The organism is Enterobacter cloacae complex sp. 2015409 (assembly GCF_041365315.1).
Classification (GTDB): domain Bacteria; phylum Pseudomonadota; class Gammaproteobacteria; order Enterobacterales; family Enterobacteriaceae; genus Enterobacter; species Enterobacter pseudoroggenkampii.
On the sequence record NZ_JBFTVM010000001.1, the window covers coordinates 1,133,347 to 1,154,219 of the forward strand.

17 protein-coding genes are annotated in these 20,873 nt (G+C 58.8%); 13 read left to right on the forward strand and 4 right to left on the reverse strand.

What is annotated here, in order from left to right:
- Nucleotides 1–43: 43 nt before the first annotated feature.
- The 13 genes from ACDO57_RS05375 (at nucleotide 44) to dsbG (ending at nucleotide 14,308) form a co-directional block, all read left to right on the forward strand.
- Complete coding sequence (locus tag ACDO57_RS05375; protein ID WP_061715084.1) at nucleotides 44–934, forward strand: aminoimidazole riboside kinase; 891 nt, start codon at nucleotides 44–46, stop codon at nucleotides 932–934.
- A 172-nt stretch (nucleotides 935–1,106) separates the two neighbouring features.
- Nucleotides 1,107–2,624: a carbohydrate porin gene (locus ACDO57_RS05380; protein WP_024909535.1), complete on the forward strand. Its 1,518-nt coding sequence runs from the start codon at nucleotides 1,107–1,109 to the stop codon at nucleotides 2,622–2,624.
- A gap of 66 nt (nucleotides 2,625–2,690) precedes the next feature.
- Complete coding sequence (locus tag ACDO57_RS05385; protein WP_024909534.1) at nucleotides 2,691–4,061, forward strand: sucrose-specific PTS transporter subunit IIBC; 1,371 nt, start codon at nucleotides 2,691–2,693, stop codon at nucleotides 4,059–4,061.
- Nucleotides 4,061–5,467 carry a sucrose-6-phosphate hydrolase gene (locus ACDO57_RS05390; RefSeq protein WP_370883629.1) on the forward strand — a complete coding sequence of 469 codons (1,407 nt, stop codon included), beginning with the start codon at nucleotides 4,061–4,063 and terminating at the stop codon, nucleotides 5,465–5,467. Before ACDO57_RS05385 ends, ACDO57_RS05390 begins: the two co-directional genes overlap by 1 nt.
- Nucleotides 5,468–5,495: 28 nt before the next feature.
- On the forward strand, nucleotides 5,496–6,512 hold the full coding sequence (locus ACDO57_RS05395) for a LacI family DNA-binding transcriptional regulator (RefSeq protein WP_262763662.1): 1,017 nt from the start codon (nucleotides 5,496–5,498) through the stop codon (nucleotides 6,510–6,512).
- 89 nt (nucleotides 6,513–6,601) lie between these two features.
- On the forward strand, nucleotides 6,602–8,152 hold the full coding sequence (locus ACDO57_RS05400) for a methyl-accepting chemotaxis protein (RefSeq protein WP_090416861.1): 1,551 nt from the start codon (nucleotides 6,602–6,604) through the stop codon (nucleotides 8,150–8,152).
- Between the two features lie 118 nt (nucleotides 8,153–8,270).
- Nucleotides 8,271–8,789, forward strand: a complete 519-nt coding sequence (locus ACDO57_RS05405) for an AAA family ATPase (protein WP_024909530.1) — start codon at nucleotides 8,271–8,273, stop codon at nucleotides 8,787–8,789.
- Nucleotides 8,790–9,371: 582 nt separating this feature from the next.
- A complete protein-coding gene (locus ACDO57_RS05410) occupies nucleotides 9,372–9,791 on the forward strand; it encodes a hypothetical protein (RefSeq protein ID WP_061715087.1) in 420 nt (139 codons plus the stop codon).
- Nucleotides 9,792–9,796: 5 nt separating this feature from the next.
- Complete coding sequence (locus ACDO57_RS05415; protein WP_023327516.1) at nucleotides 9,797–10,357, forward strand: RNA polymerase sigma factor; 561 nt, start codon at nucleotides 9,797–9,799, stop codon at nucleotides 10,355–10,357.
- An 87-nt stretch (nucleotides 10,358–10,444) separates the two neighbouring features.
- Nucleotides 10,445–10,816 (forward strand): hypothetical protein, encoded by a 372-nt coding sequence (locus tag ACDO57_RS05420; RefSeq protein WP_048992352.1) that lies wholly within the window; start codon nucleotides 10,445–10,447, stop codon nucleotides 10,814–10,816.
- Nucleotides 10,817–10,864: 48 nt separating this feature from the next.
- Nucleotides 10,865–12,889 carry a protein-disulfide reductase DsbD gene (locus tag ACDO57_RS05425; RefSeq protein ID WP_090416868.1) on the forward strand — a complete coding sequence of 675 codons (2,025 nt, stop codon included), beginning with the start codon at nucleotides 10,865–10,867 and terminating at the stop codon, nucleotides 12,887–12,889.
- A gap of 7 nt (nucleotides 12,890–12,896) precedes the next feature.
- Nucleotides 12,897–13,508, forward strand: coding sequence for a DsbA family protein (locus tag ACDO57_RS05430; RefSeq protein WP_090418172.1), 612 nt, complete (start codon nucleotides 12,897–12,899; stop codon nucleotides 13,506–13,508).
- Between the two features lie 41 nt (nucleotides 13,509–13,549).
- The gene (gene dsbG, locus ACDO57_RS05435) at nucleotides 13,550–14,308 is read left to right on the forward strand and encodes a thiol:disulfide interchange protein DsbG (RefSeq protein ID WP_090416870.1); all 759 of its coding nucleotides are present in this window, start codon (nucleotides 13,550–13,552) and stop codon (nucleotides 14,306–14,308) included.
- Nucleotides 14,309–14,347: 39 nt separating this feature from the next.
- Here dsbG and ACDO57_RS05440 read toward each other — a convergent pair whose 3' ends face one another.
- The 4 genes from ACDO57_RS05440 to ACDO57_RS05455 form a co-directional block, all read right to left on the reverse strand.
- A complete protein-coding gene (locus tag ACDO57_RS05440) occupies nucleotides 14,348–15,640 on the reverse strand; it encodes a glycoside hydrolase family 10 protein (protein WP_090416872.1) in 1,293 nt (430 codons plus the stop codon).
- Nucleotides 15,641–15,647: 7 nt separating this feature from the next.
- Entirely contained in the window at nucleotides 15,648–15,935 is a 288-nt protein-coding gene (locus tag ACDO57_RS05445; protein WP_045399853.1) for a VF530 family DNA-binding protein, read from the reverse strand.
- A gap of 94 nt (nucleotides 15,936–16,029) precedes the next feature.
- A complete protein-coding gene (locus tag ACDO57_RS05450) occupies nucleotides 16,030–18,201 on the reverse strand; it encodes a glycoside hydrolase family 2 TIM barrel-domain containing protein (protein ID WP_370884109.1) in 2,172 nt (723 codons plus the stop codon).
- Nucleotides 18,201–20,867 (reverse strand): response regulator, encoded by a 2,667-nt coding sequence (locus ACDO57_RS05455; RefSeq protein WP_370883630.1) that lies wholly within the window; start codon nucleotides 20,865–20,867, stop codon nucleotides 18,201–18,203. The genes ACDO57_RS05450 and ACDO57_RS05455 overlap by 1 nt, the downstream gene beginning before the upstream one ends.
- Nucleotides 20,868–20,873: the final 6 nt, after the last annotated feature.

Sequence of the window (20,873 nt, forward strand, 5' to 3'; positions counted from 1 at the left end):
AAATAGCTAAAACGGTTTAACATAGTTTAGCTGAGAGGGTTACATGAAAAAAATCTGGGTACTTGGCGATGCGGTAGTGGATTTGCTGCCCGATGGAGAAGGCAGATTACTGCAGTGTCCCGGCGGCGCACCGGCAAACGTCGCGGTCGGCATTGCCCGGCTGGGCGGCCAGAGCGCCTTTATCGGCAGGGTTGGCGACGATCCTTTTGGGCGTTTTATGTCTAAGACATTAGCCGACGAGCGGGTCGACGTGAAGTATATGCGCCTTGACCCGGCGCACCGCACCTCAACGGTGGTGGTCGATCTGGATGACCACGGCGAACGCTCGTTTACCTTTATGGTGCGCCCGAGCGCCGATCTGTTTCTGGAATCTGCCGATCTGCCGACGTTCAGCGCCGGAGAGTGGCTGCACGTCTGCTCCATCGCCTTAAGCGCCGAGCCGAGCCGTTCTGCGACCTTTCAGGCGATGGCCGCCATCCGGGAGGCGGGCGGTTACGTCAGTTTCGACCCCAATATTCGCCCGGACCTCTGGCAGGATGAGAACGAACTGCGTCGCTGCCTGGAGCAGGCCCTGCAGAGTGCAGACGTGGTGAAACTCTCTGTCGAAGAGCTGGCGTTTTTAACCGGAGATGTGCAGGTAAACGTCGGTCTGGACACGCTGATGGCGCGCTGCCCGGCGCGTCTGGTGCTGGTCACCCAGGGTAAAGAGGGGGTGATCGCCTGGCATGAGGGCACTGTGAAACATTATCCGGCCACCCCCGTTCAGTGTGTCGATACAACCGGCGCGGGCGACGCCTTCGTCGCGGGGCTACTCTACGGCCTGGCCGACGGTCAGGCGCTGCCACCGGTTATCGCGCTCGCCCAGCGCTGCGGCGCGCTGGCCACCACGGCCAAAGGGGCGATGACCGCGTTGCCCTGGCAGCACGACCTGTAATTTCTCCTCTCCTGGCCGCCATCCGGCGGCCTGAATTGTCGCCTCGATCACACTTACTAAATCGGTTTAGCAAAAAAGATTGCCGATCCAAAATCCAGAGGTTTAGTATCAGCAACCTAAACCGGTTTAGCAATTTAGCACGTTTAATGACTTCTTTTAGGGATGCGACAAAATGTATAAAAAACGCAGACTTGCCGTGATGATAGGCATGCTGGCCGGAAGTACCTCTGTTTTTGCCCAAACGGATATGACAAGTATCGAAGCGCGTCTTGCCGCAATGGAGCAGCGCCTCCAGGCGGCGGAAACGCGTGCGCAGGTGGCTGAGAAGCGCGCCACCGATGCAGAACAAAAAACGCAGCAGCTGGTTGCCGCCCAGCAGCAGGCGCAAACGACAACCCAGGAGGTGGCGCAGCGCACCACCGCGCTGGAGAAGAAGGCGGATCAGACCGGCGGGTTTGAGTTCCACGGCTATGCCCGTTCTGGCCTGCTGATGAACGATGCGGCCTCCAGCAGCAAAAGCGGTCCTTATCTGACCCCGGCCGGTGAAACCGGCGGTGCGGTAGGGCGTCTGGGTAACGAAGCCGATACCTACGTGGAGCTGAATCTGGAGCACAAGCAAACCCTGGACAACGGGGCAACCACACGCTTTAAAGCGATGCTGGCCGACGGTCAGAGAACCTATAACGACTGGTCAGCCGATACCAGCGATCTCAATATTCGCCAGGCTTTCGCGGAGCTGGGCAACCTGCCTGATTTTACCGGCGCGCTGAAGGGCAGCACCTTCTGGGCGGGTAAACGCTTTGACCGCGACAACTTTGACATTCACTGGCTGGATTCCGACGTGGTGTTCCTCGCCGGTACCGGCGGCGGCGTCTATGACGTGAAATGGAACGATTCGCTGCGCAGCAACTTCTCGATTTATGGCCGCAACTTCGGCAGCGTGGAGCAGACCGACAACAACGTTCAGAACTATATCCTCAGCATGAACCACTTCGCCGGCCCGTTCCAGCTGATGGTGAGCGGCCTGCGGGCGAAAGATAACGACGACCGTAAAGATACCAATGGCGATCTCATCAAAACGGATGCCGCCAATACCGGCGTTCATGCCCTGGTGGGCTTGCATAATGACAGCTTCTACGGCCTGCGCGAAGGGACCGCCAAAACGGCGCTGCTTTATGGTCACGGGCTGGGTGCGGAGGTGAAAAGCATCGGCTCCGACGGCGCACTGCTGTCTGAGGCGGATACCTGGCGCTTCGCAAGTTACGGCGTCACGCCGATCGGCGGTGGCTGGAGCGTTGCGCCAGCCGTACTGGCACAGAGCAGTAAAGATCGCTACGTCAAGGGCGATAGCTATGAGTGGGTAACGCTCAACACTCGCCTGATTAAAGAGGTGACGCAGAACTTCGCGCTGGCGTTTGAGGGAAGCTATCAGTACATGGATTTAAATCCGGAAGGTTATAAGGACCGCAACGCCGTGAACGGCAGTTTCTACAAGCTGACCTTTGCGCCAACGTTAAAAGCGAGCAAAATCGGCGATTTCTTCAGCCGTCCGGAGCTGCGCCTGTTTGCCACCTGGATGGACTGGAGCAGCAAACTGGATCATTACGCCAGCGATGATGCCTTTGGCAGCAGCGGCTTCAACGCCGGCGGGGAATGGAACTTTGGGGTCCAGATGGAAACCTGGTTTTAACCCATCACGCTCCCGCCTGGCGGGAGCGTTTCGCACATCATAAAAAGAAGTCAGGCAGAGGTATCTATGGATTTTAATCAAATCGCCCGCGAGCTTATTCCACTGCTCGGTGGCAAGGAAAATATCGCCAGCGCGGCGCACTGCGCAACGCGTCTTCGTCTGGTGCTGGTCGATGACGCGCTGGCGGATCAGCAGGCTATCGGCAAGGTCGACGGCGTGAAAGGCTGCTTCCGTAACGCCGGGCAGATGCAGGTGATTTTTGGCACGGGCGTGGTTAACAAGGTGTACGCCGCGTTTATTCAGGCGGCGGGGATCAGCGAATCCAGTAAATCGGAAGCCGCGGACCTGGCGGCGCGCAAGCTCAACCCGTTCCAGCGCATTGCCCGTCTGCTCTCCAACATCTTTGTGCCGATCATTCCCGCGATTGTGGCATCCGGTCTGCTGATGGGTCTGCTCGGCATGGTGAAAACCTACGGCTGGGTCAATGCGGATAACGCCATCTACATCATGCTGGACATGTGCAGCTCGGCGGCGTTTATCATTCTGCCTATTCTGATTGGCTTTACCGCCGCGCGCGAATTTGGCGGTAACCCGTACCTCGGCGCGACGCTGGGCGGGATTCTGACCCACCCGGCGCTGACCAACGCCTGGGGCGTGGCCTCTGGCTTCCACACCATGAACTTCTTCGGCCTTGAGATCGCGATGATTGGCTATCAGGGTACGGTATTCCCGGTGCTGCTGGCCGTCTGGTTTATGAGCATCGTGGAGAAAAACCTGCGCCGCGCGATCCCGGATGCGTTAGACCTGATCCTGACGCCGTTCCTCACCGTCGTTATCTCCGGATTTATCGCCTTGCTGATTATCGGTCCGGCGGGGCGCGCCTTAGGGGATGGCATCTCCTTCGTTCTGAGCACGCTGATCGCCCACGCGGGCTGGCTGGCCGGGCTGCTGTTCGGCGGGCTTTACTCGGTGATTGTGATCACCGGTATTCACCACAGTTTCCACGCGATTGAAGCCGGGCTGCTGGGTAACCCGTCGATTGGCGTTAACTTCCTGCTGCCTATCTGGGCCATGGCGAACGTGGCGCAGGGCGGCGCCTGTCTGGCAGTGTGGTTCAAAACCAAAGATGCCAAAATCAAAGCCATTACCTTACCGTCGGCGTTTTCTGCGATGCTGGGCATCACCGAAGCGGCCATTTTTGGTATCAACCTGCGCTTCGTTAAGCCGTTTATCGCCGCGTTGATTGGCGGCGCGGTGGGCGGGGCCTGGGTGGTCTCGGTTCATGTCTACATGACCGCCGTTGGGTTGACCGCCATTCCGGGCATGGCCATCGTGCAGGCCAGCTCGCTGCTCAACTATATTATCGGCATGGTGATTGCCTTCGGCGTGGCGTTTACCGTCTCACTGCTGCTGAAATATAAAACGGACTCTGAATAATGACGTTGCCTTCCCGCTGGCCTGCGATCCTGCAGGCCGTTATGAAAGGTCAGCCACGGGCGCTGGCGGATAGCCACTATCCGCAGTGGCACCCCGCGCCGGTGACGGGGCTGATGAACGACCCGAACGGGTTTATCTGGTTTGCCGGCCGCTACCATCTGTTCTATCAGTGGAACCCGCTGGACTGCGAGCATCGCTTTAAATGCTGGGGGCACTGGAGCTCTGCGGACCTGGTGCACTGGCGGCATGAGCCGCTGGCGCTGATGCCTGACGAAGCGTATGACCGCAACGGCTGCTACTCCGGTAGCGCCGTGGATAACCAGGGTGTTCTGACCCTGTGCTACACCGGAAACGTTAAGTTCGATGACGGCAGCCGCACGGCCTGGCAGTGCCTGGCCGTGGAACAGCCGGACGGAACTTTTACGAAGCTGGGGCCGGTGTTGGCGCTGCCGGAAGGCTACACCGGCCACGTGCGCGACCCGAAGGTGTGGCAACACGACGGGGAGTGGTACATGGTGCTCGGCGCGCAGGATGTGCAAAAGCGCGGCAAGGTGCTGCTGTTTAAATCAGCCGATTTGCACGGCTGGACATCCTGCGGGGAGATCGCCGGTCACGGGGTTAACGGCCTGACGGACGCGGGGTATATGTGGGAGTGTCCGGACCTGTTTGCTCTCGACGGGACGCACGTCCTGATCTGCTGCCCGCAAGGGCTGGCGCGCGAGCCGCATCGCTACCTCAATACCTATCCGGCCACCTGGATGAGCGGGGCGTTTGATTACGCCAGCGCCGCATTCGATCACGGCGAGCTGCACGAGCTGGACGCGGGGTTTGAGTTTTACGCGCCGCAAACTGCGCTGGCGGAAGATGGACGCCGCATTCTGATCGGCTGGATGGGCGTACCGGACGGGGAAGAGATGCTTCAGCCAACCCGGGCGCACGGCTGGATGCACCAGATGACCTGCCCGCGCGAATTACGCTATCGCGACGGCAGGCTCTGGCAGACCCCGGCGCGCGAGCTGACGGCGCTGCGTGAAGATGAGCAGCGCTGGCAGGGGCACGTCAGCGACGCGCCAGACCTGGACGCGACGCGCCTGGAGTTTGAGCTGGGCGCATCGCATGTGAATGTCGATTTTGGCGGTGCGCTGCGTCTCACGCTCGATGAGCAGGGTATACGCCTGGAACGCGCGAGCCTGAAAACCGGTGAAACGCTGACCCGCTACTGGCAGGGCGACGTCCGTCATTTGCGCGTCCTGTGCGACCGTTCCAGCGTTGAAATTTTCATCAATCACGGTGAAGGGGTGATGAGCAGCCGCTATTTTCCTGACCATCCGACCCGGGTGCGATTCGAAGGTGCGTCCGATATCACATTACGCTACTGGTCGCTGCGCGCCTGCATGATAGAATGAGGGTTTTGGCAGCCGGATCTAAGTCGTTGTGAGAAAAACAAAACGCGTCACCATTAAAGACATCGCGGAGCTGGCGGGTGTGTCAAAAGCCACCGCCAGCCTGGTCCTGAACGGTCGCAGCAAAGAGCTTCGCGTGGCGGAAGAGACGCGCGAGCGCGTGCTGGCAATTGCAAAAGAGCACCACTATCAGCCCAGCATTCACGCCCGCTCGCTGCGCGATAACCGCAGCCACACCATTGGTCTGGTGGTCCCGGAGATCACCAACTACGGTTTTGCCGTCTTTTCTCACGAGCTGGAAACGCTGTGCCGCGAGGCGGGCGTTCAGCTGCTGATCTCCTGCAGCGATGAAAACCCGGGGCAGGAGACGGTGGTGGTGAACAACATGGTGGCGCGCCAGGTGGACGGGCTGATTGTGGCCTCCAGCATGCTCAACGACGCGGACTACCATAAGCTGAGCGAGCAGCTGCCGGTGGTTCTGTTTGACCGCCACATCAACGACAGCGCGCTGCCGCTGGTGATCACCGATTCCATTACCCCGACGACCGAACTGGTGGCCGACATTGCGCGCCAGCATCCTGATGAGTTCTACTTTCTCGGCGGCCAGCCCCGCCTGTCGCCCACGCGCGACCGCCTGGAAGGCTTTAAGCAAGGGCTGTGTGAGGCCGGTGTGGCGCTGCGGCCCGAGTGGATCATTCACGGCAACTATCACCCGAGCTCCGGATACGAGATGTTTGCTGAACTCTGCGCCCGCCTGGGGCGTCCGCCGAAAGCGCTCTTCGCTGCCGCCTGCGGGCTGCTGGAAGGGGTGCTGCGCTATATGGGCCAGCATAACCTGCTGCAAAGCGATATCAGGTTAGCCAGTTTTGACGATCACTATCTCTACGATTCGCTGACGATCCCGGTGGATACCATTCGTCAGGATAACCGCCAGCTGGCGTGGCACTGCTTTGATTTGATTAGCAAATTAATCGAGGGGGAGACGCCGCAGCCGTTGCAGCGCAAGCTCAATGCCACCCTGCAGCGACGCTATAAGTCAGCGAAATAGCCCGGTTCGATACTTCAATAACTTTAATTAATTTAAGTTTTGGAATGGCCGATAACCATAAGGAATAATTCTCCTTGAGGTATTGGTTTATGTCGTTGAAAAAGTCGTCCCTGATTGTCCTGTTCTCGCTGCTTTTCTTCTTTGTTGTCAGCACCGTCACCAGCGTTGGCCTCATCATTAAAAGTAATAATTCGCTGGATAACGTCAACAAAGAGATCCAGGTTGTGCTGTCCATTATTGACCCCATCAACCACAGCCGTACGCTGCGCGTGCGGGTGATGGAGTATGTGAAGATGGTGGAAGCGGGCAACGCGGCGGACGGCGCTGCAAAGCTTACCGCCGTGAAAGAGGCGCTGACCAAAGCGGACCACGCCTTTGCGGCCTTTATGGCGTCGCCGCGCCTGAGTGATGAAGCGCCTCTGGTGACTGCCTATCAGGATGCCTGGCAAAACTACCGCAACCAGGGGCTGTCGCCGCTGATCGACGCCGCCGAGGCGCACGATGTTGCCAAATTCAACGCGCTGATCCCGGAAGTCTCCCGCCTCGACCGCCAGTACGAGATCGTTCTCGACCAGGTGCTTTCCGTCCACCAGAAATACGCCAAAAGCCTGAACGAGGATGCGAGCAGTAACTTCGTCTCTGGCCTGGCGATCATTGCCGCTATCGCCAGCCTGTTTGTGGTGGTGATTGTCGCCGTCAGCCTGCTGATGAAGCGCTTTGTCTTTGCGCCGGTCAACCTGGCGCGCGAGCACTGCAGCCAGATTGCGGCAGGCAAGCTGGACATTCCAGTGCCGGTGAAGGGGAGTACAGGCAACGAAATCGACCATCTGATGGGCTCGATGGAGCAGATGCGTCAGGCGCTGCTGGCGACCATCGCCCAGGTGCGCGATGCGAGCCATACCGTAACGCACGCAGCCCAGGAGATTGCCTCCGGGAATATCGACCTGGCGTCACGCACCGAGCAGCAGGCTTCGGCGTTAACCCAGACGGCGGCCAGCATGGAAGAGCTGAGCGCGACGGTGGCGAACAATACCGATAATGTGTATCAGGCCGGGAAACTGGTTCAGGACGCGGTGAAAAATGCCCATACCGGTGAAGCGGTAACCCGTGAAGTGATCGACACGATGAATACCATCGCGGCGAACTCTAAGCGCATTGAAGACATCACCAGCGTGATTAACAGCATCGCCTTCCAGACCAACATCCTGGCGCTGAACGCGGCGGTTGAAGCGGCGCGCGCCGGCACGCAGGGCCGCGGCTTTGCGGTCGTGGCCAGTGAAGTGCGCACCCTGGCGCAGAAAAGCGCGGTGGCGGCCAAGGACATCGAAAGCCTGATTGCCCAGTCGGTATCCAGCGTGAAAAATGGTGCGGAGCTGGTGAGCCGCTCCGGCGAGGTGATTGACTCGATTATTTCATCGGTGAATAAAGTAAATACGCTGATGGAGCAGATCTCCGTCGCCTCCGAAGAGCAGAGCCGCGGGATCAGCCAGGTCGGGCAGGCGGTGACCGAGATGGACGGCGTGACGCAGCAGAATGCCGCGCTGGTGCAGCAGTCCGCCGCGGCAGCGGCCTCGCTGGAAGAGCAGGCGCAGCAGCTATCGCGGAGTATTTCGAGTTTTAGTTTGCCGGTGCAGGCTTGATGGTATGAAGGAGGCTCCTGGGGGAGCCTTTTTTGTATCTGGTGTAACCCTTTCTGTATAATTCAGGACGTCTCTACAGGCAGCACGAATCTACTAGTAATTATCGCCAGGGAAAATTATGTTAATTATTTTTAGTGGGCTACCCGGCAGTGGTAAAAGCACTGTTGCAAAAATCGTTACTCAAAGGCTGGGGGCTGTTTATCTGCGGGTTGATACCGTTGAGCAGGCCATTCGGTCGGTCTCGGAACCTGGTCAAAAAATTGGACCGGAGGGATATTTTGCCCTCTATGGTTTAGCGAGTGAGAACCTTAAGCTGGGCTCCACCGTTGTGACCGATTCCGTTAATGATATTAACCTTGTGCGAGATGCTTTCCGCAATATTGCTCTGTCGTTGAATGTCCCTTTCCTGGAAGTTGAAATTGTCTGCTCAGACGAAAAAGAACATCGTTATCGCGTAGAGAACAGAGTCTCTGATATCCCAGGGCTCACGCCTCCTGACTGGGGACAGGTAAAAAACCGTGAGTACGAACCCTGGGAGAGAGAACATCTCATATTGGACACCGCTGTGTTATCAGCGGCAGAGTGTGCAGATAAAATCCTGGAAATAAGGCATAAGATTGCGCTTAACTGGTCTTAAACGATGGACAAGCGCCTGCAATGGCTTAACTGCTTTGAGGATTCGCCTGAATTCAGCATAATTGGCTTCAGGAAATAAAAAGCTTCGTTTTTTACCGGCAACGTAAACCGCAGCGCAATCAGAAATCGGAACCGCGCATTGGAAGAATTAATTCTCAACATGAATTGAGGGGCAACATCGAAAATGGGAAAGCGCAAGAGTGCTCTGATTTATGTCCTGACCGTAATTATATTTTTGCTTATTATCCCTGAGATCATTCTGCGTGTATGCACGTCCGAGCAACTCGGCCGTATCAGCGACTTCACTAGTTTAGGTGGCTTGTTAAATCCACTATTATCCTTGCTCATCTTCCTGGCATTGTTTTCAATCATACTGGCCGTCATTGCTATCGCATTGGTTAAGCGAATTCTTCATACGCGGTGATTTGCCTGCAAGCGACTCATAGCATCCGCCAGCCGTTACCGCTATGAGTCCAAATTCGGCATCACAAAAAAATTTATATTCATCCCAGCAATATTTCCCTTCCTCATCCGTCTACCTCATCACAAGCCATAATCAGTTACTGTAAACGAGGTAAACACCATGAGAGATTTTGAACTGCACGGCAGAGGTCACGGACGCGGATTTGGTCGCCACCGTATGGGCAAGGGGTTAGTCATCGGCGCGGTGATTTTCATCGTGCTCGGCCTGCTGGTGATGACCCTGTGGAACGCCTTGCTCCCGGCCATCCTCGGCGTTAAGGCCATCGGATTCTGGCAGGCGCTGGGCATTCTGGTGCTGAGCCGCATTCTGTTCGGTGGGCTGGGGTTCCGCCCGGGGATGTTTGGCGCGCACCGCCGGATGCACGAACGCTGGATGAACATGACGCCCGAGCAGCGCGAGGCGTTTATTCAGCAGCGCCGCGAAGGGTTCGGTCGCCACGGCCGCGGCCACTGCGGCTGGCATGGTCATCGTGACGAAAAACGCGATGACGCCACGCCAAAAGCGCCGGACGCAGAGTGAGCGAGATGAAAGCCGGGGAGGCGGGCGGATCCATGCTGATGTCGGCGCTCAACGCCTGTCGCGCCCGGCTGAAAGCCTTCATTCGCGGGCGGACGTCCGTCCGCGATGATGCCGACGACATTTTGCAGGAAGTGACGTATCAGCTGATGAAAGTGGAGCAGCCGGTCGAAAACGTCGCCGCCTGGCTGTTCCGCGCGGCGCGTAACGAGATGACCGACCGGGCGCGTAAAAAGCGCGAGGTGTCGCTCTCCGGCTATTTTACGGGCGAAGATGACGACGGTTTTCCGGAAGACGAGCTGGCCGAAACCCTGTTCGGCGTACCGCACACGCCGGAGGAGGAGTACCTCAAGACGCTGCTATGGGAAGAGCTGGGGCAGGCGCTGTCTGAACTTCCTCCGCCGCAGCGGGAGGCGTTTGAAAAGACCGAGCTCCACGGCTACAGCATTAAAATGCTGGCAGAGGAGACCGGCGCCAGCGAACAGGCGCTGTTATCCCGCAAGCACAAGGCGGTGCTGTTTCTGCGCACGCGGCTGCGGGACGTCTATGACGCGCTGACGGGCGAATAGCGGCGACAGACAAAACCTTACACTTCCGGCACTTGTAGATTCATCACTATCGTTTATGATCGGGGCGTCTTGTCACTCTGGAATGTTATGCGCAACCGTCAGCTCCTCGGAAAATGGCTTTTGATTATCACCTGTCTCGCGATGGCGCTTTGCCTCGTGCAGCGTGCGGTGATGCTCAACCATTTTTTACAGGGACTGGATCCGCAGATTTCACTGAGTGCAGATGCCCCGGCTCAAACCAGCAGCACTGAACAACCCGGCCCGTCGCCGTGTCAGCTCGGCGCGCACTCGCTGCTTTGCGCCCAGCCGCTGTTCTTCGACGGTGCATTACCGGCCATTATTATCTTCTTCGCGCTGCTGCAGCTGTTGACGCAAGGGCGGGCATTGGCTCCCGTGGAACAGCCCGTTCAGGCGCCGCCTCCCCGAATACACCTTAAAAACTGCGTTTTCCGTGAATGAAAAACATCGTCATCACACGATAATTTTTCACTGTTCACGGAGTACAACATGGTTAACCTCTTCAGGGGATTCGTCTTCCTGTGGCTGTCCTGCATCGGCATTGTCCATGCGGCGGACACCGGCTGGCTGGTTTCCCCCCAAAACGATCACGCCCGCATCCGCTTTCAGGCGGAGAGGGAACAAACGCATGTTAAAGGCCTGCTCACCGTTGAGCTAAAGCCCGGCTGGAAAACCTACTGGAGATCGCCGGGCGAGGGCGGCGTCGCGCCGAAAATCAGCTGGCCGGAAGGCGTAACGGACAGCTGGTCCTGGCCGGTGCCGTCGCGCTTCGATATCTCCGGCATGACCACGCAGGGCTATCACGATAAGGTGACGATCCCGATTACGCTCGACGGAGCGAAGGGCGACACGCTCGACGGGACGCTGACGCTCTCTACCTGCAGCAACGTCTGTCTGCTGACGGACTACCCGCTGCATCTCAATTTTACCCAGCCGGTGGATGAGGGCTTCCACAGCGCCTTCGAGCAAGCGATGCGCGCCGTGCCGGACTCATCAGGCGTGTCGTCGGATCTTTCCGCCTGGCTCTCCGGCGACAAGCTGGTGATTACCGGCACCACGGAAGGGAAATGGGACAATCCAGGGATCTATTTTGACCCGCTGGAGGGCGATATTCTGCCCGGCGAGCCTGTCATTAAACACGACGGCAATACCCTTCGGGTGACGGTACCCGTGACCGACGAGTGGGGCGATAAACCTGCCTCGCTGGCAGGCAAAAGGCTGTCGTTTGTGCTGACCAACGGCGAACGGGCGCAGCAAACCACCATGACCGTTGGGACAACGCCCGAAGAGACCTCCGTGCCGGACGGGACGGGAAAAATGGTGCTCTTTGCGCTGCTGGGCGGGCTGATCCTGAACCTGATGCCCTGCGTGCTGCCGGTGATGGGCATGAAGCTTAACAGCATCCTGCTGGCGGGATCGGACAGCCGCGCCATCCGGCTGCGCTTTCTGGCCACCAGCGCCGGGATCCTCACCTCCTTTATGCTGCTGGCTGGGATGGTCACCGCGCTGAAGCTGGCCGGGGCGTCGCTGGGGTGGGGCATCCAGTTCCAGAACCCGTGGTTTATCGGCCTGATGGTCGCCGTGACCTTCCTGTTTGCGCTGAACCTGTTTGGGACGTTTGAAATGCTTCTCCCTTCTTCTGCCGCAGGACGGCTGGCGACGGCAGGGGGATCGGGGATCGGTGGCAGCTTCTGCGAAGGAATGTTCGCCACGCTGCTGGCGACGCCGTGCTCCGCGCCGTTCCTCGGTACGGCGGTTGCCTTTGCCCTTGGCGCGCCGCTGCACACCCTGTGGCTGATCTTCCTGATGCTCGGCGTGGGCATGAGTCTGCCGTGGCTGTTCGTTGCCCTGGTACCGAAAACGGCCATGCTGCTGCCGAAACCCGGCCGCTGGATGAACACGCTCAAGGTCATCCTCGGCATGATGATGCTGGCCTCCAGCCTCTGGCTGGCGACGCTGTTGAGCGTGCATCTGGGCGAGGCGGTCAGCCAGATCGTGATGCTGGCGCTGACTGCCGCTGCGCTGTTGCTGTTCGCGCTGAAGGGGCAAAAATCCTCACCCTTGTTCTGGCTGGTGGTCATCGCGCTGTCGGCGTTCGGCGGGTATCAGCTGCGCGGTCTGCTTAACGCGCCGCCTGACGCACCGGCACAAAACGTTGCGCAAACCATCTCGTGGCAGCCGCTCAGTGAAGAGGCCATTGAGCAGGGGCTGGCGCAGGGGAAACGGGTGTTTGTAGATATCTCGGCGGACTGGTGCGTGACGTGTAAGGTGAACGAGCACCGCGTACTCAGTCAGCCGGACGTTATTGCCGCGCTGCGCCAGCCGGACGTGGTGGCCCTGCGCGGAGACTGGAGCCAGCCGTCCGCGTTTATCGCGGATTTTCTGGCGAAGCGAAACCGTTACGCCATTCCGTTTAACGCGGTGTATGGTCCCGGCCTGCCTGAAGGGGAAGTCCTCTCGCCGCTGCTGGACAAGCGCACCCTGGTCACCACCCTGAACAATGCAAAAGGCTAACGGTATGATGAAAAAACTCTTTATTACGCTTCTGCTTCTGCTGACCCCGCTTCAGGTGTTTGCTGCCCAGCCGCTGACGGCGGACCAGGAGCAGCGTGCGCAGAAGATGATCGCTGACTTCCTGTTTAACGATCCGAACTCCCCGCGCATCGGCGCGAAAAACCCAAAGCTCACCCTGGTGGTGTTTACCGACTACAACTGCCCGTACTGTAAAAAATTCGATCCGTATCTGGAGAAGATTGTTGAAAAATACCCGGACGTGGCGGTGATCTTTAAGTTTTTACCTTTCCGCTCGGAAAGTTCGCTGACCGCCGCGCGAGACGCCTTAACGCTCTGGCGAAAAGATCCCGGGCAGTTTATGAAGCTGAACCATGCCCTGATGGCGAAAAAGGGGTACCACGATGACGCCAGCATTCAGGAGGCGCAGAGGCGGGCGGGCGTGAGCGTGACGACGCCGGACGAGGAGAGTTTTCTGACGATCAGGCGCAGCCTCATTGTGGCGGAAAAAATGGGGATCCAGGGCACGCCCGCCACGCTAATCGGCGAGGGGCTGCTGCCCGGCTGGGTGCCGTTCGAACAGTTCGACGAAATGGTCAGTGAAGCACTGAAAAACCGCTAACCTGAAGGGGGCGAAATGCCCCCGACAAACCGGAGAGGGAAATGAAAAAATTACTGTTACTTTCGGCGCTGGCGACGTCAGGGCTGGTACAGGCGGCTGAAGCCATACCGGATGTGGTGAAGCACTTCAGCGAGCAGCAGAATATCAAAATCATCAAGAAGCTGGATGCGCCTGGCGGGGCGCCAGCCTGGCTTGGGCAGTATCAGGATATGGGCGTGACGCTCTTTCTCACGCCGGACGGCAAGCACGTGATCTCGGGATATCTTTATGATGACAAAGGGAAGAACCTCAGCGAAGGCTATTTCCAGAAAGAGATCTACGCCCCAATGGGACGCGAAATGTGGAAGAACCTCAACGCGGCGCATCCCCTGAAAGAAGGGGCGGATAACGCCCCGCGTAAGGTCTTTGTCTTTGCCGATCCGTTCTGTCCGTACTGCAAGCAGTTCTGGTCCGAGGCGCAGCCGTGGGTGAAGGCCGGTAAGGTGCAGCTCAATACGCTGCTGGTGGCGTTCCTCAACCCCAACAGCGGACGCAACGCCGCCGCCATTCTGAATGCGAAAGATCCGGTTGCGGCCTGGCGCGAATACGAGCTCTCCGGCGGCAAAAAACTGCCCAAGCCTGAAGGCGAGGCTTCCCGCGAAACGGTTGAGATCCTACAGAAACATCAGGCGCTGATGGACAGCCTGGGCGCTAACGCCACACCGGCTATTTATTATCTGAATGCGGAAAACGAGCTGCAGCAGGTGGTGGGGATGCCGGATGCGCAGCAGCTCGAGGCGATGTTCGGGCCGAAGCCGTAAAAAAACAGGCAGAAACGGGCGTTTCTGCCTGATCGTTACTTAGCTACCCCAGCGTCCACGGAGGTAGTTTACCGCCTGCTGGGTCTGCGGCTGGTTCAGGTAATCTTCCCGGAACAGGATGGTGCCGTTGACGTTGGGCAGCGAATCGTTGAGATCGAGCTGCTTTTTCAGCTCCGGCACGCCGCCCTGAACCGTCCAGTCCGGCTCGTTTCTCGACGGCTCGCCTACCTTGTAGAACGCAATGCCGATATACAGGCGCGTGTGGGTCGGCTTCACGACGTCGGCCCACCATTTGGTCAGCACGTCGTAGCGCGCGGCATCACGCGCGAAGGGCCAGTAAATCTGCGGCGCGATGTAGTCCAGCAGGCCCTGCTGCACCCACTGACGCGTATCGGCGAAGGATTCATCGTAGGCCGCGGCGCCGCGTGTGTCGGAGCCTGCCGGGTCAAAGGAGCGGTTACGCCACACGCCCGCCGGGCTGACGCCAAACTCAACGTCGGGCTTTGTCTGCTTGATCGCGCGGGAGACCTGGACGATCAGCTGCTGCGTGTTGTGCCTTCGCCAGTCGGCTTTTGAGGCAAATCCCTGGCCGTACTGCCGCCAGGTCTGCGAATCATTCAGCGCGGAGCCCGGCGATTCGGCATAGAAGTAATCATCAAACTGCACGCCGTCTACCGGGTAGTTCGCCACCACTTCGGTCACCACTTTGGTTATCCAGTCCCGCACCTCGGGAATGCCCGGGTCGAGCACAAAGCGGTCGCCTGAGATGCGCACCCACTCCGGATGCTGAACATAGACGCTGGACGGGGTCTGATAGGCGGTCCGGTTTAGCGCGGCGATGGTGGACGGCTTCGTGTTGGTCGACACGCGATAGGGGTTGAACCAGGCATGGACCTTCATGCCGCGCTTGTGCGCTTCATCGAGCATAAACTGCAGCGGGTCGTATCCCGGATATTCGCCGACGTTGCCCGTCAGCATATCCGACCACGGTAGAATCTTTGATGACCAGAGCGCCGTGCTGTCCGGCTTCACCTGGAAAAACACCGTGTTGATGCCGAGGTGCTTAAGGTTGTCGAGCTTTGCGATCAGCGCCTGCTTTTGCATCGCGATGCGCTGGTCCGCGCTGCGGCCATTCACCGACGCGACCGGCGGCCAGTCGAGACGCGAGACGGTCGCCAGCCAGATGCCGCGCATCGGCTCGTTTGCCTGCGGCGTCGGTTTGCTCGCGGTGGGGAGCGGGGTAACCAGCGATTTCGGTGGTTTTGAGGAGCAGCTCACAAGTAAAAGCGCGCAGGCAGCCAGCGCACCAATCCGTTTTACGTGTCGCGTCATTTGCGTATTAGCTCTTGATAATCCGACTGTTGGCCCAGGGATTAAAGGCGGGCTCTGCCTGTTCTGTGCTTACCTCATCGTTGAGGGAGTCCAGATACAGGGCTTCCACTTCCGCGCGCGCCCACGGGGTGCGGCGCAGAAATTTCAGGCTCGATTTAACGCTGGGGTCTTTTCTGAAACAGTTAATTTTGATGCGGTCGCCCAACTCGCTCCAGCCATATTTCGCCACCAGGGCGTTGACCATCATCTCCAGCGTTACGCCATGCAAAGGATCTTTGGAAATATGTGCAGTCATAGGCGTCCGGATGTCTCGATTTTTAGGGGATTGGGGTAAACGCTGAAAGGGTACAAGAAAGCAGGGGAAGCGGCAATTTTCCTTTTCCCCTCGCTCACTTTATGACGGACTCCGTGCGCTGATTTTCGCCGACAATTTTTCCCGCACTGTTTTTAATCGTAAACCCAATCGACACGTCATCCTGGCCTGCGGGCGTGGCCGTCAGCGTTTTAACCATCGTTCCCGAGTCTGCTGCGATCGTCATCGTCATCTTGCCCTTTGCCAGCACCTTATCGCGCTGGGTGATGCGCCAGGTCAGACGACACTCGCTGCACGGTTTCCAGGTGTCGTTGATGGCCCACAGACGCACGGTCGCCGCCGTGCCGGATTTCCACTGCGCAGTGACCGGTTCAATGGACGGCAGAACAGGCTGGTACGCACGTTGTAGCGCGTAAAACCCGGCCTTAGGTTTACGCAGGTAGTCCACCACGCCCCAGTTGATGGAGGGCCAGGTTTCCACAAACATGAAGTGGAACAGGGCCGTCACCGGCTGGTAGCGTTGTCGGCGATAACTCTCGGCCGCAGTGGCCACCAGCCGCGCCTGATACGCCTGAGTATTGCGGATCATTTCCTGAATGTTGTTTCCACGCGGGATACCGGCAAACTTAAAGGTCTGGAAAGGCTGAAAATTATGGTATTTCCAGACGGTCCAGCCGGGATCGTCAGCGGCGGTCGTTTTTGGCCAGAGCGACGCCGCCGGGATGATGGTTTTTAGCGTCGATAAGCGGGGAAGCGCCTGCGCGCCAAACTCGGTGATGATCCCCGTTTTGGCCGGCGTCAGCAGGTCGCTCACGGTGCCGAAGTACCAGCCCGCCCAGTAATGCTCCTCAACGGCGGAAAAGCGATGCACGATGCGGGAGGTATCTTCGGCAAGCGTATCCGCTACCTGCTGCGTGAGCTCGCGATTCAAATCTTTATTCCAGTCCGGGAAGCGTTTTTCCATCCACGGCGAATTCCACGGCGGTTCGTTATGCCCGCCCCAGACGATGATGGCGGGCGAATTGCCAAACTGTTCGATCATCTCCCGCGTCTGGCGAACCGCATTTTCCGTGAAAGCCGCACTGTTGTTGTAGCCCCACTGCAGCGGAACATCCTGCCAGATCATCATGCCCATCTCATCGGCAACGTCATACAGCGCACGTCCGGCAACGTGTCCGTGCACGCGTATGGCGTTGGCGTTCATGGTTTCCACCAGACGAAGATCGCGACGGTATTTTTCTCGCGTCATGGTGCTGAGCCAGGGGGAACCGATGTAATTACTTCCCTTAATGAAAAGGCGTTTGTCGTTAATGAGCCAGCCCTTATTGTCGGGCTGCTCGACGATCTTACGCAGCCCGGTGCGGGTGACCGCCGTATCCATCAGGCCGTTTTCATCGCGTAATGCCACGCGAATGGTATACAGGTGCGGTTTCCCCGTGCCGACGGGCCACCACAGTTTTGCCTTCGGCATGGGCAGCGTCACCTGCACGAAATGGGCGCCGCTTTCGAGGGTAACCGGAAAATCAGCCTGATAGCGCTTGCCGCTGAAATTGGCGGGCGTGGCGGTGAGCCGTACGGTCGCCGGGCCCTGACCGAGCGCGCGATAGCGAATCTCCGCCTTTAACGCCGGGCGAGTCAGCCCCTGCGTCCAGTCGGGCCGCAGGATGGTCTCATCAAGGGTAGCGCCCCGGCTAAGATGCAGCCTCACCGGCGCCCAGATGCCGCCTGAGTTAGCGTCCTGTCCTTGCGGCGACCAGGCCCCACCGGGACGCGTGTCATGCTGGTTAAGGATCCCCTTCATGAGCGTTTTATGCAGCGGCCAGACCTTAGTGGGATCTTCGTAAGGGCTGTCGACCCTGACCACGAGCTGGTTGTGACGTTGTAACGCTGAACGGGCATCCAGCGAAAAGCGCTGAAAATAGCCCTCATGCTTGCCCAGCGGCTGGTCGTTTAGCGTCACCTCTGCTAGATAATCGACGCCGTCAAACACCAGGGTACTCATTACGTCGGGGGGCTGCACGGGCAGGGAAAACGCGTGCTTATACCACAGCGCGCCCTGGTGATCGTGCCCGGCGCTGTACCAGTTGGCAGGAACCTGAAGCGGGAGCCAGCCTGATGCAGCAGGATGCGCACTGTCATTTGCGTCCTGAACCTGCCATTCTCCAGCCAGAGACCAGCTGACCGGCGCAGAGTTCGCCACCGTGTGGGTGGCCAACAGGGCAAAAAGCAGCGCGCAGTTGCGAGTCATCATGCGTTTACCCCGCGCGCGGTGAGCCATGCCGTCAGGCGCCGTGATTCCTGGCGAAGGTTTTCATTCAGGGCCGCAAGCTGTTGCCCATCCAGCGCATGCGCGTCGCTTTCCAGCACCTGTAGCTGCTGTGCGAGCGTGCTGAAGTCCAGGGTGACGGCTTCTCCCCGTAGCTTGTGGGCCGCGCGGCGCAGCGCGTCGCGGTCGTCGCTGTCGATAGCCCGGGTGATGGCCTTCATGGCCTCCTCCAGCCCTTCGCCAAACAGGGCCAGCAGCTCCTGCACCAGGGCGGGATCGTCAGCGCACTGCTTCAGCAGGCGAGCTTCATCCGGAAGACCGGAGGAATCTTCGTGGCGCTGAAGCACGCGAGCAATCTCTTCAGCGAGACGCTCCTGGCTGATGGGTTTGGCAATGTAGCCGTCGAAACCCATGTTAAGACAGCGCTCTTTGTCCCCCTGCATGGCGTGTGCGGTCATGGCGACGGTGGGCTGAGCCGGGCCAGGCCGGGACCGTTCTTCTTCACGCAGCAGGCGAATGGCGGTCTCACCGTCCATCTCTGGCATCTGAAGGTCGATCAGCAGAACGTCCCACGCGCCCGCGCGCCAGCGTTCCAGCAGCGAGACGCCATTATCGACGATCTGACAGGTGTGCCCGAGCCGCTCAAGCAGGCGCGCGGCGACCTTCTGGTTAACCAGATTATCTTCTGCCAGCAGGATCCGCAGTCCCGTAGCCCCTGGCGAGGCGACAGGCGCGGGCGTGCTTTCACCCACGGGCGCCGGCGAACGTTCAAACGCGGCGGCAATCGCCTGATGTAATTCATCCTGGGCGATAGGCTTATGCAGATAGTTCTTGATCCCGATCCGCTTCAGCATATTGATATCAAAATGTCGGCTCATGGAGCTCAGCATGATGATATGGCTCTCAGCAACCTGCGGCAGAACTGAAAGCTCAAGGGCCAGAGACACGCCGTCCATATCCGGCATCTGTGCGTCCAGCAGGATCAGCGGCCATACTGTTCCAGCTTTAACCCGGGTGATGGCCTCGCTGGCGTTGTTGACGCAGGTGGGTTTCAGCCCCATCTGGCTGAGCATTGCTGCCAGCAGCCGCAGATTGGTCTCGTTATCATCAACTACCAGCACGGAGTCACCGTTAAAGCGATGGCTATGTGGGCGCTCGCCAGGCGCCAGGGTCTGTGCCACCAGCGGCAGCGAGAACGAAAATTCGCTGCCTTTTCCCGGCTCGCTGGAGACCGTTAATTCGCCCCCCATCGCCGCAACCAGTCGCGCAGAGATGGTTAGACCGAGCCCCGTACCGCCATAACGGCGTGTGGTTGAGTTATCCGCCTGGCTAAAGGCTTCAAAAATGGCCTTCTGCTTATCTGTCGGTATGCCAATGCCGCTGTCGCGCACGCGAAAACGCCATCGATCCGCGCTATCGTCGGGCTCAACAACCAGGATCACTTCTCCCTGATGCGTAAATTTCAGCGCGTTGCCCAGCAGATTGGTCAGGATTTGGCGCAGTCGCGCGCCGTCGACCAGCAGCACGTCGGGAACGTCGGGCGCAATATCAACCAGCAGCTCGATGCCTTTTTCGCTCGCCCCCGGCATGTGCGGACGAATAAGCGACTGAATAAAGGGGCGGACAGGCACAGGGTCCGTCTCCAGCTCTACTTTGCCGGCTTCGATACGGGAAAAGTCGAGAATATCGTTGATGATATGCAGCAGAGACTGGGCAGAACTCATCACCAGCGTCAGGTAATCGCGCTGATCGGCACTGAGAGACGTATCCAGGCACAGCTGGGTCATGCCAATAATGCCGTTCATCGGGGTACGAATTTCATGGCTCATATTCGCCAGGAACGCGCTTTTTGCCTCATTGGCTTTTTGTGCCTCAAGGGCCGAGGCGAACGCCTGAATTTCAGCCTCTTTGCGCCGCGTAATATCCTGCAGCGTGCCAATAACGCGCTCGGCGTTTCCCTCAATGGAGAGCGTGACCACCTGGCCTGACAGCAGCATCCAGCGCAGTCCTTCGGTAGGATGATGTACGCGAATTTCACATTCAAAGACCGGACGGTGATCCTGCTTCGAAGCGTGCAGCGCCTTGCGCAGCGCTGCGCGATCGTTCTCGTGGACCTGATTCAGCAAAAACCGCACCGGATATCGCCACTGTGTGCGCGACTGGCCCAGCATAGCAAGCAGAGTGTCGTTCACCTGGAGCGTGTCGCCGGAAACCTGCCAGTCCCAGATCCCGATATGAATGGATTCCGCCGTCAGCAGAAAGTCGTCATGCAGCTGGTGGCGCGCGCGCTGCGCTTCATCCAGCTCCGTAATATCGCTGTGCAGGCTGACAATACCGCCGTCCGAAAGCCGCTGATGCTGAACGAAGATCCGCCGCTGGCCTGCCTGCCGCACTTCGCAGTGTTTATCCTGTCGACAGTTGCGTACCACTGACTCCCTCAGCGTCTGACGCAGGCCGGGGTCGACGTTGTAAACGGCATCGATAAAGCGTTCCGCCAGCGCCTCAAGGGTCGTCCCCACCTTCAGCCACGGGGTTATGACCGGATAAAACAGGGCCACGTTGTGATTCCAGGCCTGCAGGCGTTCCCCGCGGTCATAAATCATGACGGCGGCCGGCAGCGCGTTAAGATCGTACGTGAATGTGCTCATCGTGAT

Excerpts from the sequence above, each read along its gene's own strand:
- ACDO57_RS05455 (WP_370883630.1), bottom strand. The coding sequence starts at position 20,867 with ATGAGCACATTCACGTACGATCTTAACGCGCTGCCGGCCGCCGTCATG.
- ACDO57_RS05385 (WP_024909534.1), top strand. The coding sequence starts at position 2,691 with ATGGATTTTAATCAAATCGCCCGCGAGCTTATTCCACTGCTCGGTGGC.
- ACDO57_RS05405 (WP_024909530.1), top strand. The coding sequence starts at position 8,271 with ATGTTAATTATTTTTAGTGGGCTACCCGGCAGTGGTAAAAGCACTGTT.
- ACDO57_RS05390 (WP_370883629.1), top strand. The coding sequence starts at position 4,061 with ATGACGTTGCCTTCCCGCTGGCCTGCGATCCTGCAGGCCGTTATGAAA.
- ACDO57_RS05375 (WP_061715084.1), top strand. The coding sequence starts at position 44 with ATGAAAAAAATCTGGGTACTTGGCGATGCGGTAGTGGATTTGCTGCCC.
- dsbG (WP_090416870.1), top strand. The coding sequence starts at position 13,550 with ATGAAAAAATTACTGTTACTTTCGGCGCTGGCGACGTCAGGGCTGGTA.
- ACDO57_RS05420 (WP_048992352.1), top strand. The coding sequence starts at position 10,445 with ATGCGCAACCGTCAGCTCCTCGGAAAATGGCTTTTGATTATCACCTGT.
- ACDO57_RS05380 (WP_024909535.1), top strand. The coding sequence starts at position 1,107 with ATGTATAAAAAACGCAGACTTGCCGTGATGATAGGCATGCTGGCCGGA.
- ACDO57_RS05410 (WP_061715087.1), top strand. The coding sequence starts at position 9,372 with ATGAGAGATTTTGAACTGCACGGCAGAGGTCACGGACGCGGATTTGGT.
- ACDO57_RS05445 (WP_045399853.1), bottom strand. The coding sequence starts at position 15,935 with ATGACTGCACATATTTCCAAAGATCCTTTGCATGGCGTAACGCTGGAG.
- ACDO57_RS05430 (WP_090418172.1), top strand. The coding sequence starts at position 12,897 with ATGAAAAAACTCTTTATTACGCTTCTGCTTCTGCTGACCCCGCTTCAG.
- ACDO57_RS05440 (WP_090416872.1), bottom strand. The coding sequence starts at position 15,640 with ATGACGCGACACGTAAAACGGATTGGTGCGCTGGCTGCCTGCGCGCTT.
- ACDO57_RS05415 (WP_023327516.1), top strand. The coding sequence starts at position 9,797 with ATGAAAGCCGGGGAGGCGGGCGGATCCATGCTGATGTCGGCGCTCAAC.
- ACDO57_RS05425 (WP_090416868.1), top strand. The coding sequence starts at position 10,865 with ATGGTTAACCTCTTCAGGGGATTCGTCTTCCTGTGGCTGTCCTGCATC.
- ACDO57_RS05400 (WP_090416861.1), top strand. The coding sequence starts at position 6,602 with ATGTCGTTGAAAAAGTCGTCCCTGATTGTCCTGTTCTCGCTGCTTTTC.
- ACDO57_RS05450 (WP_370884109.1), bottom strand. The coding sequence starts at position 18,201 with ATGACTCGCAACTGCGCGCTGCTTTTTGCCCTGTTGGCCACCCACACG.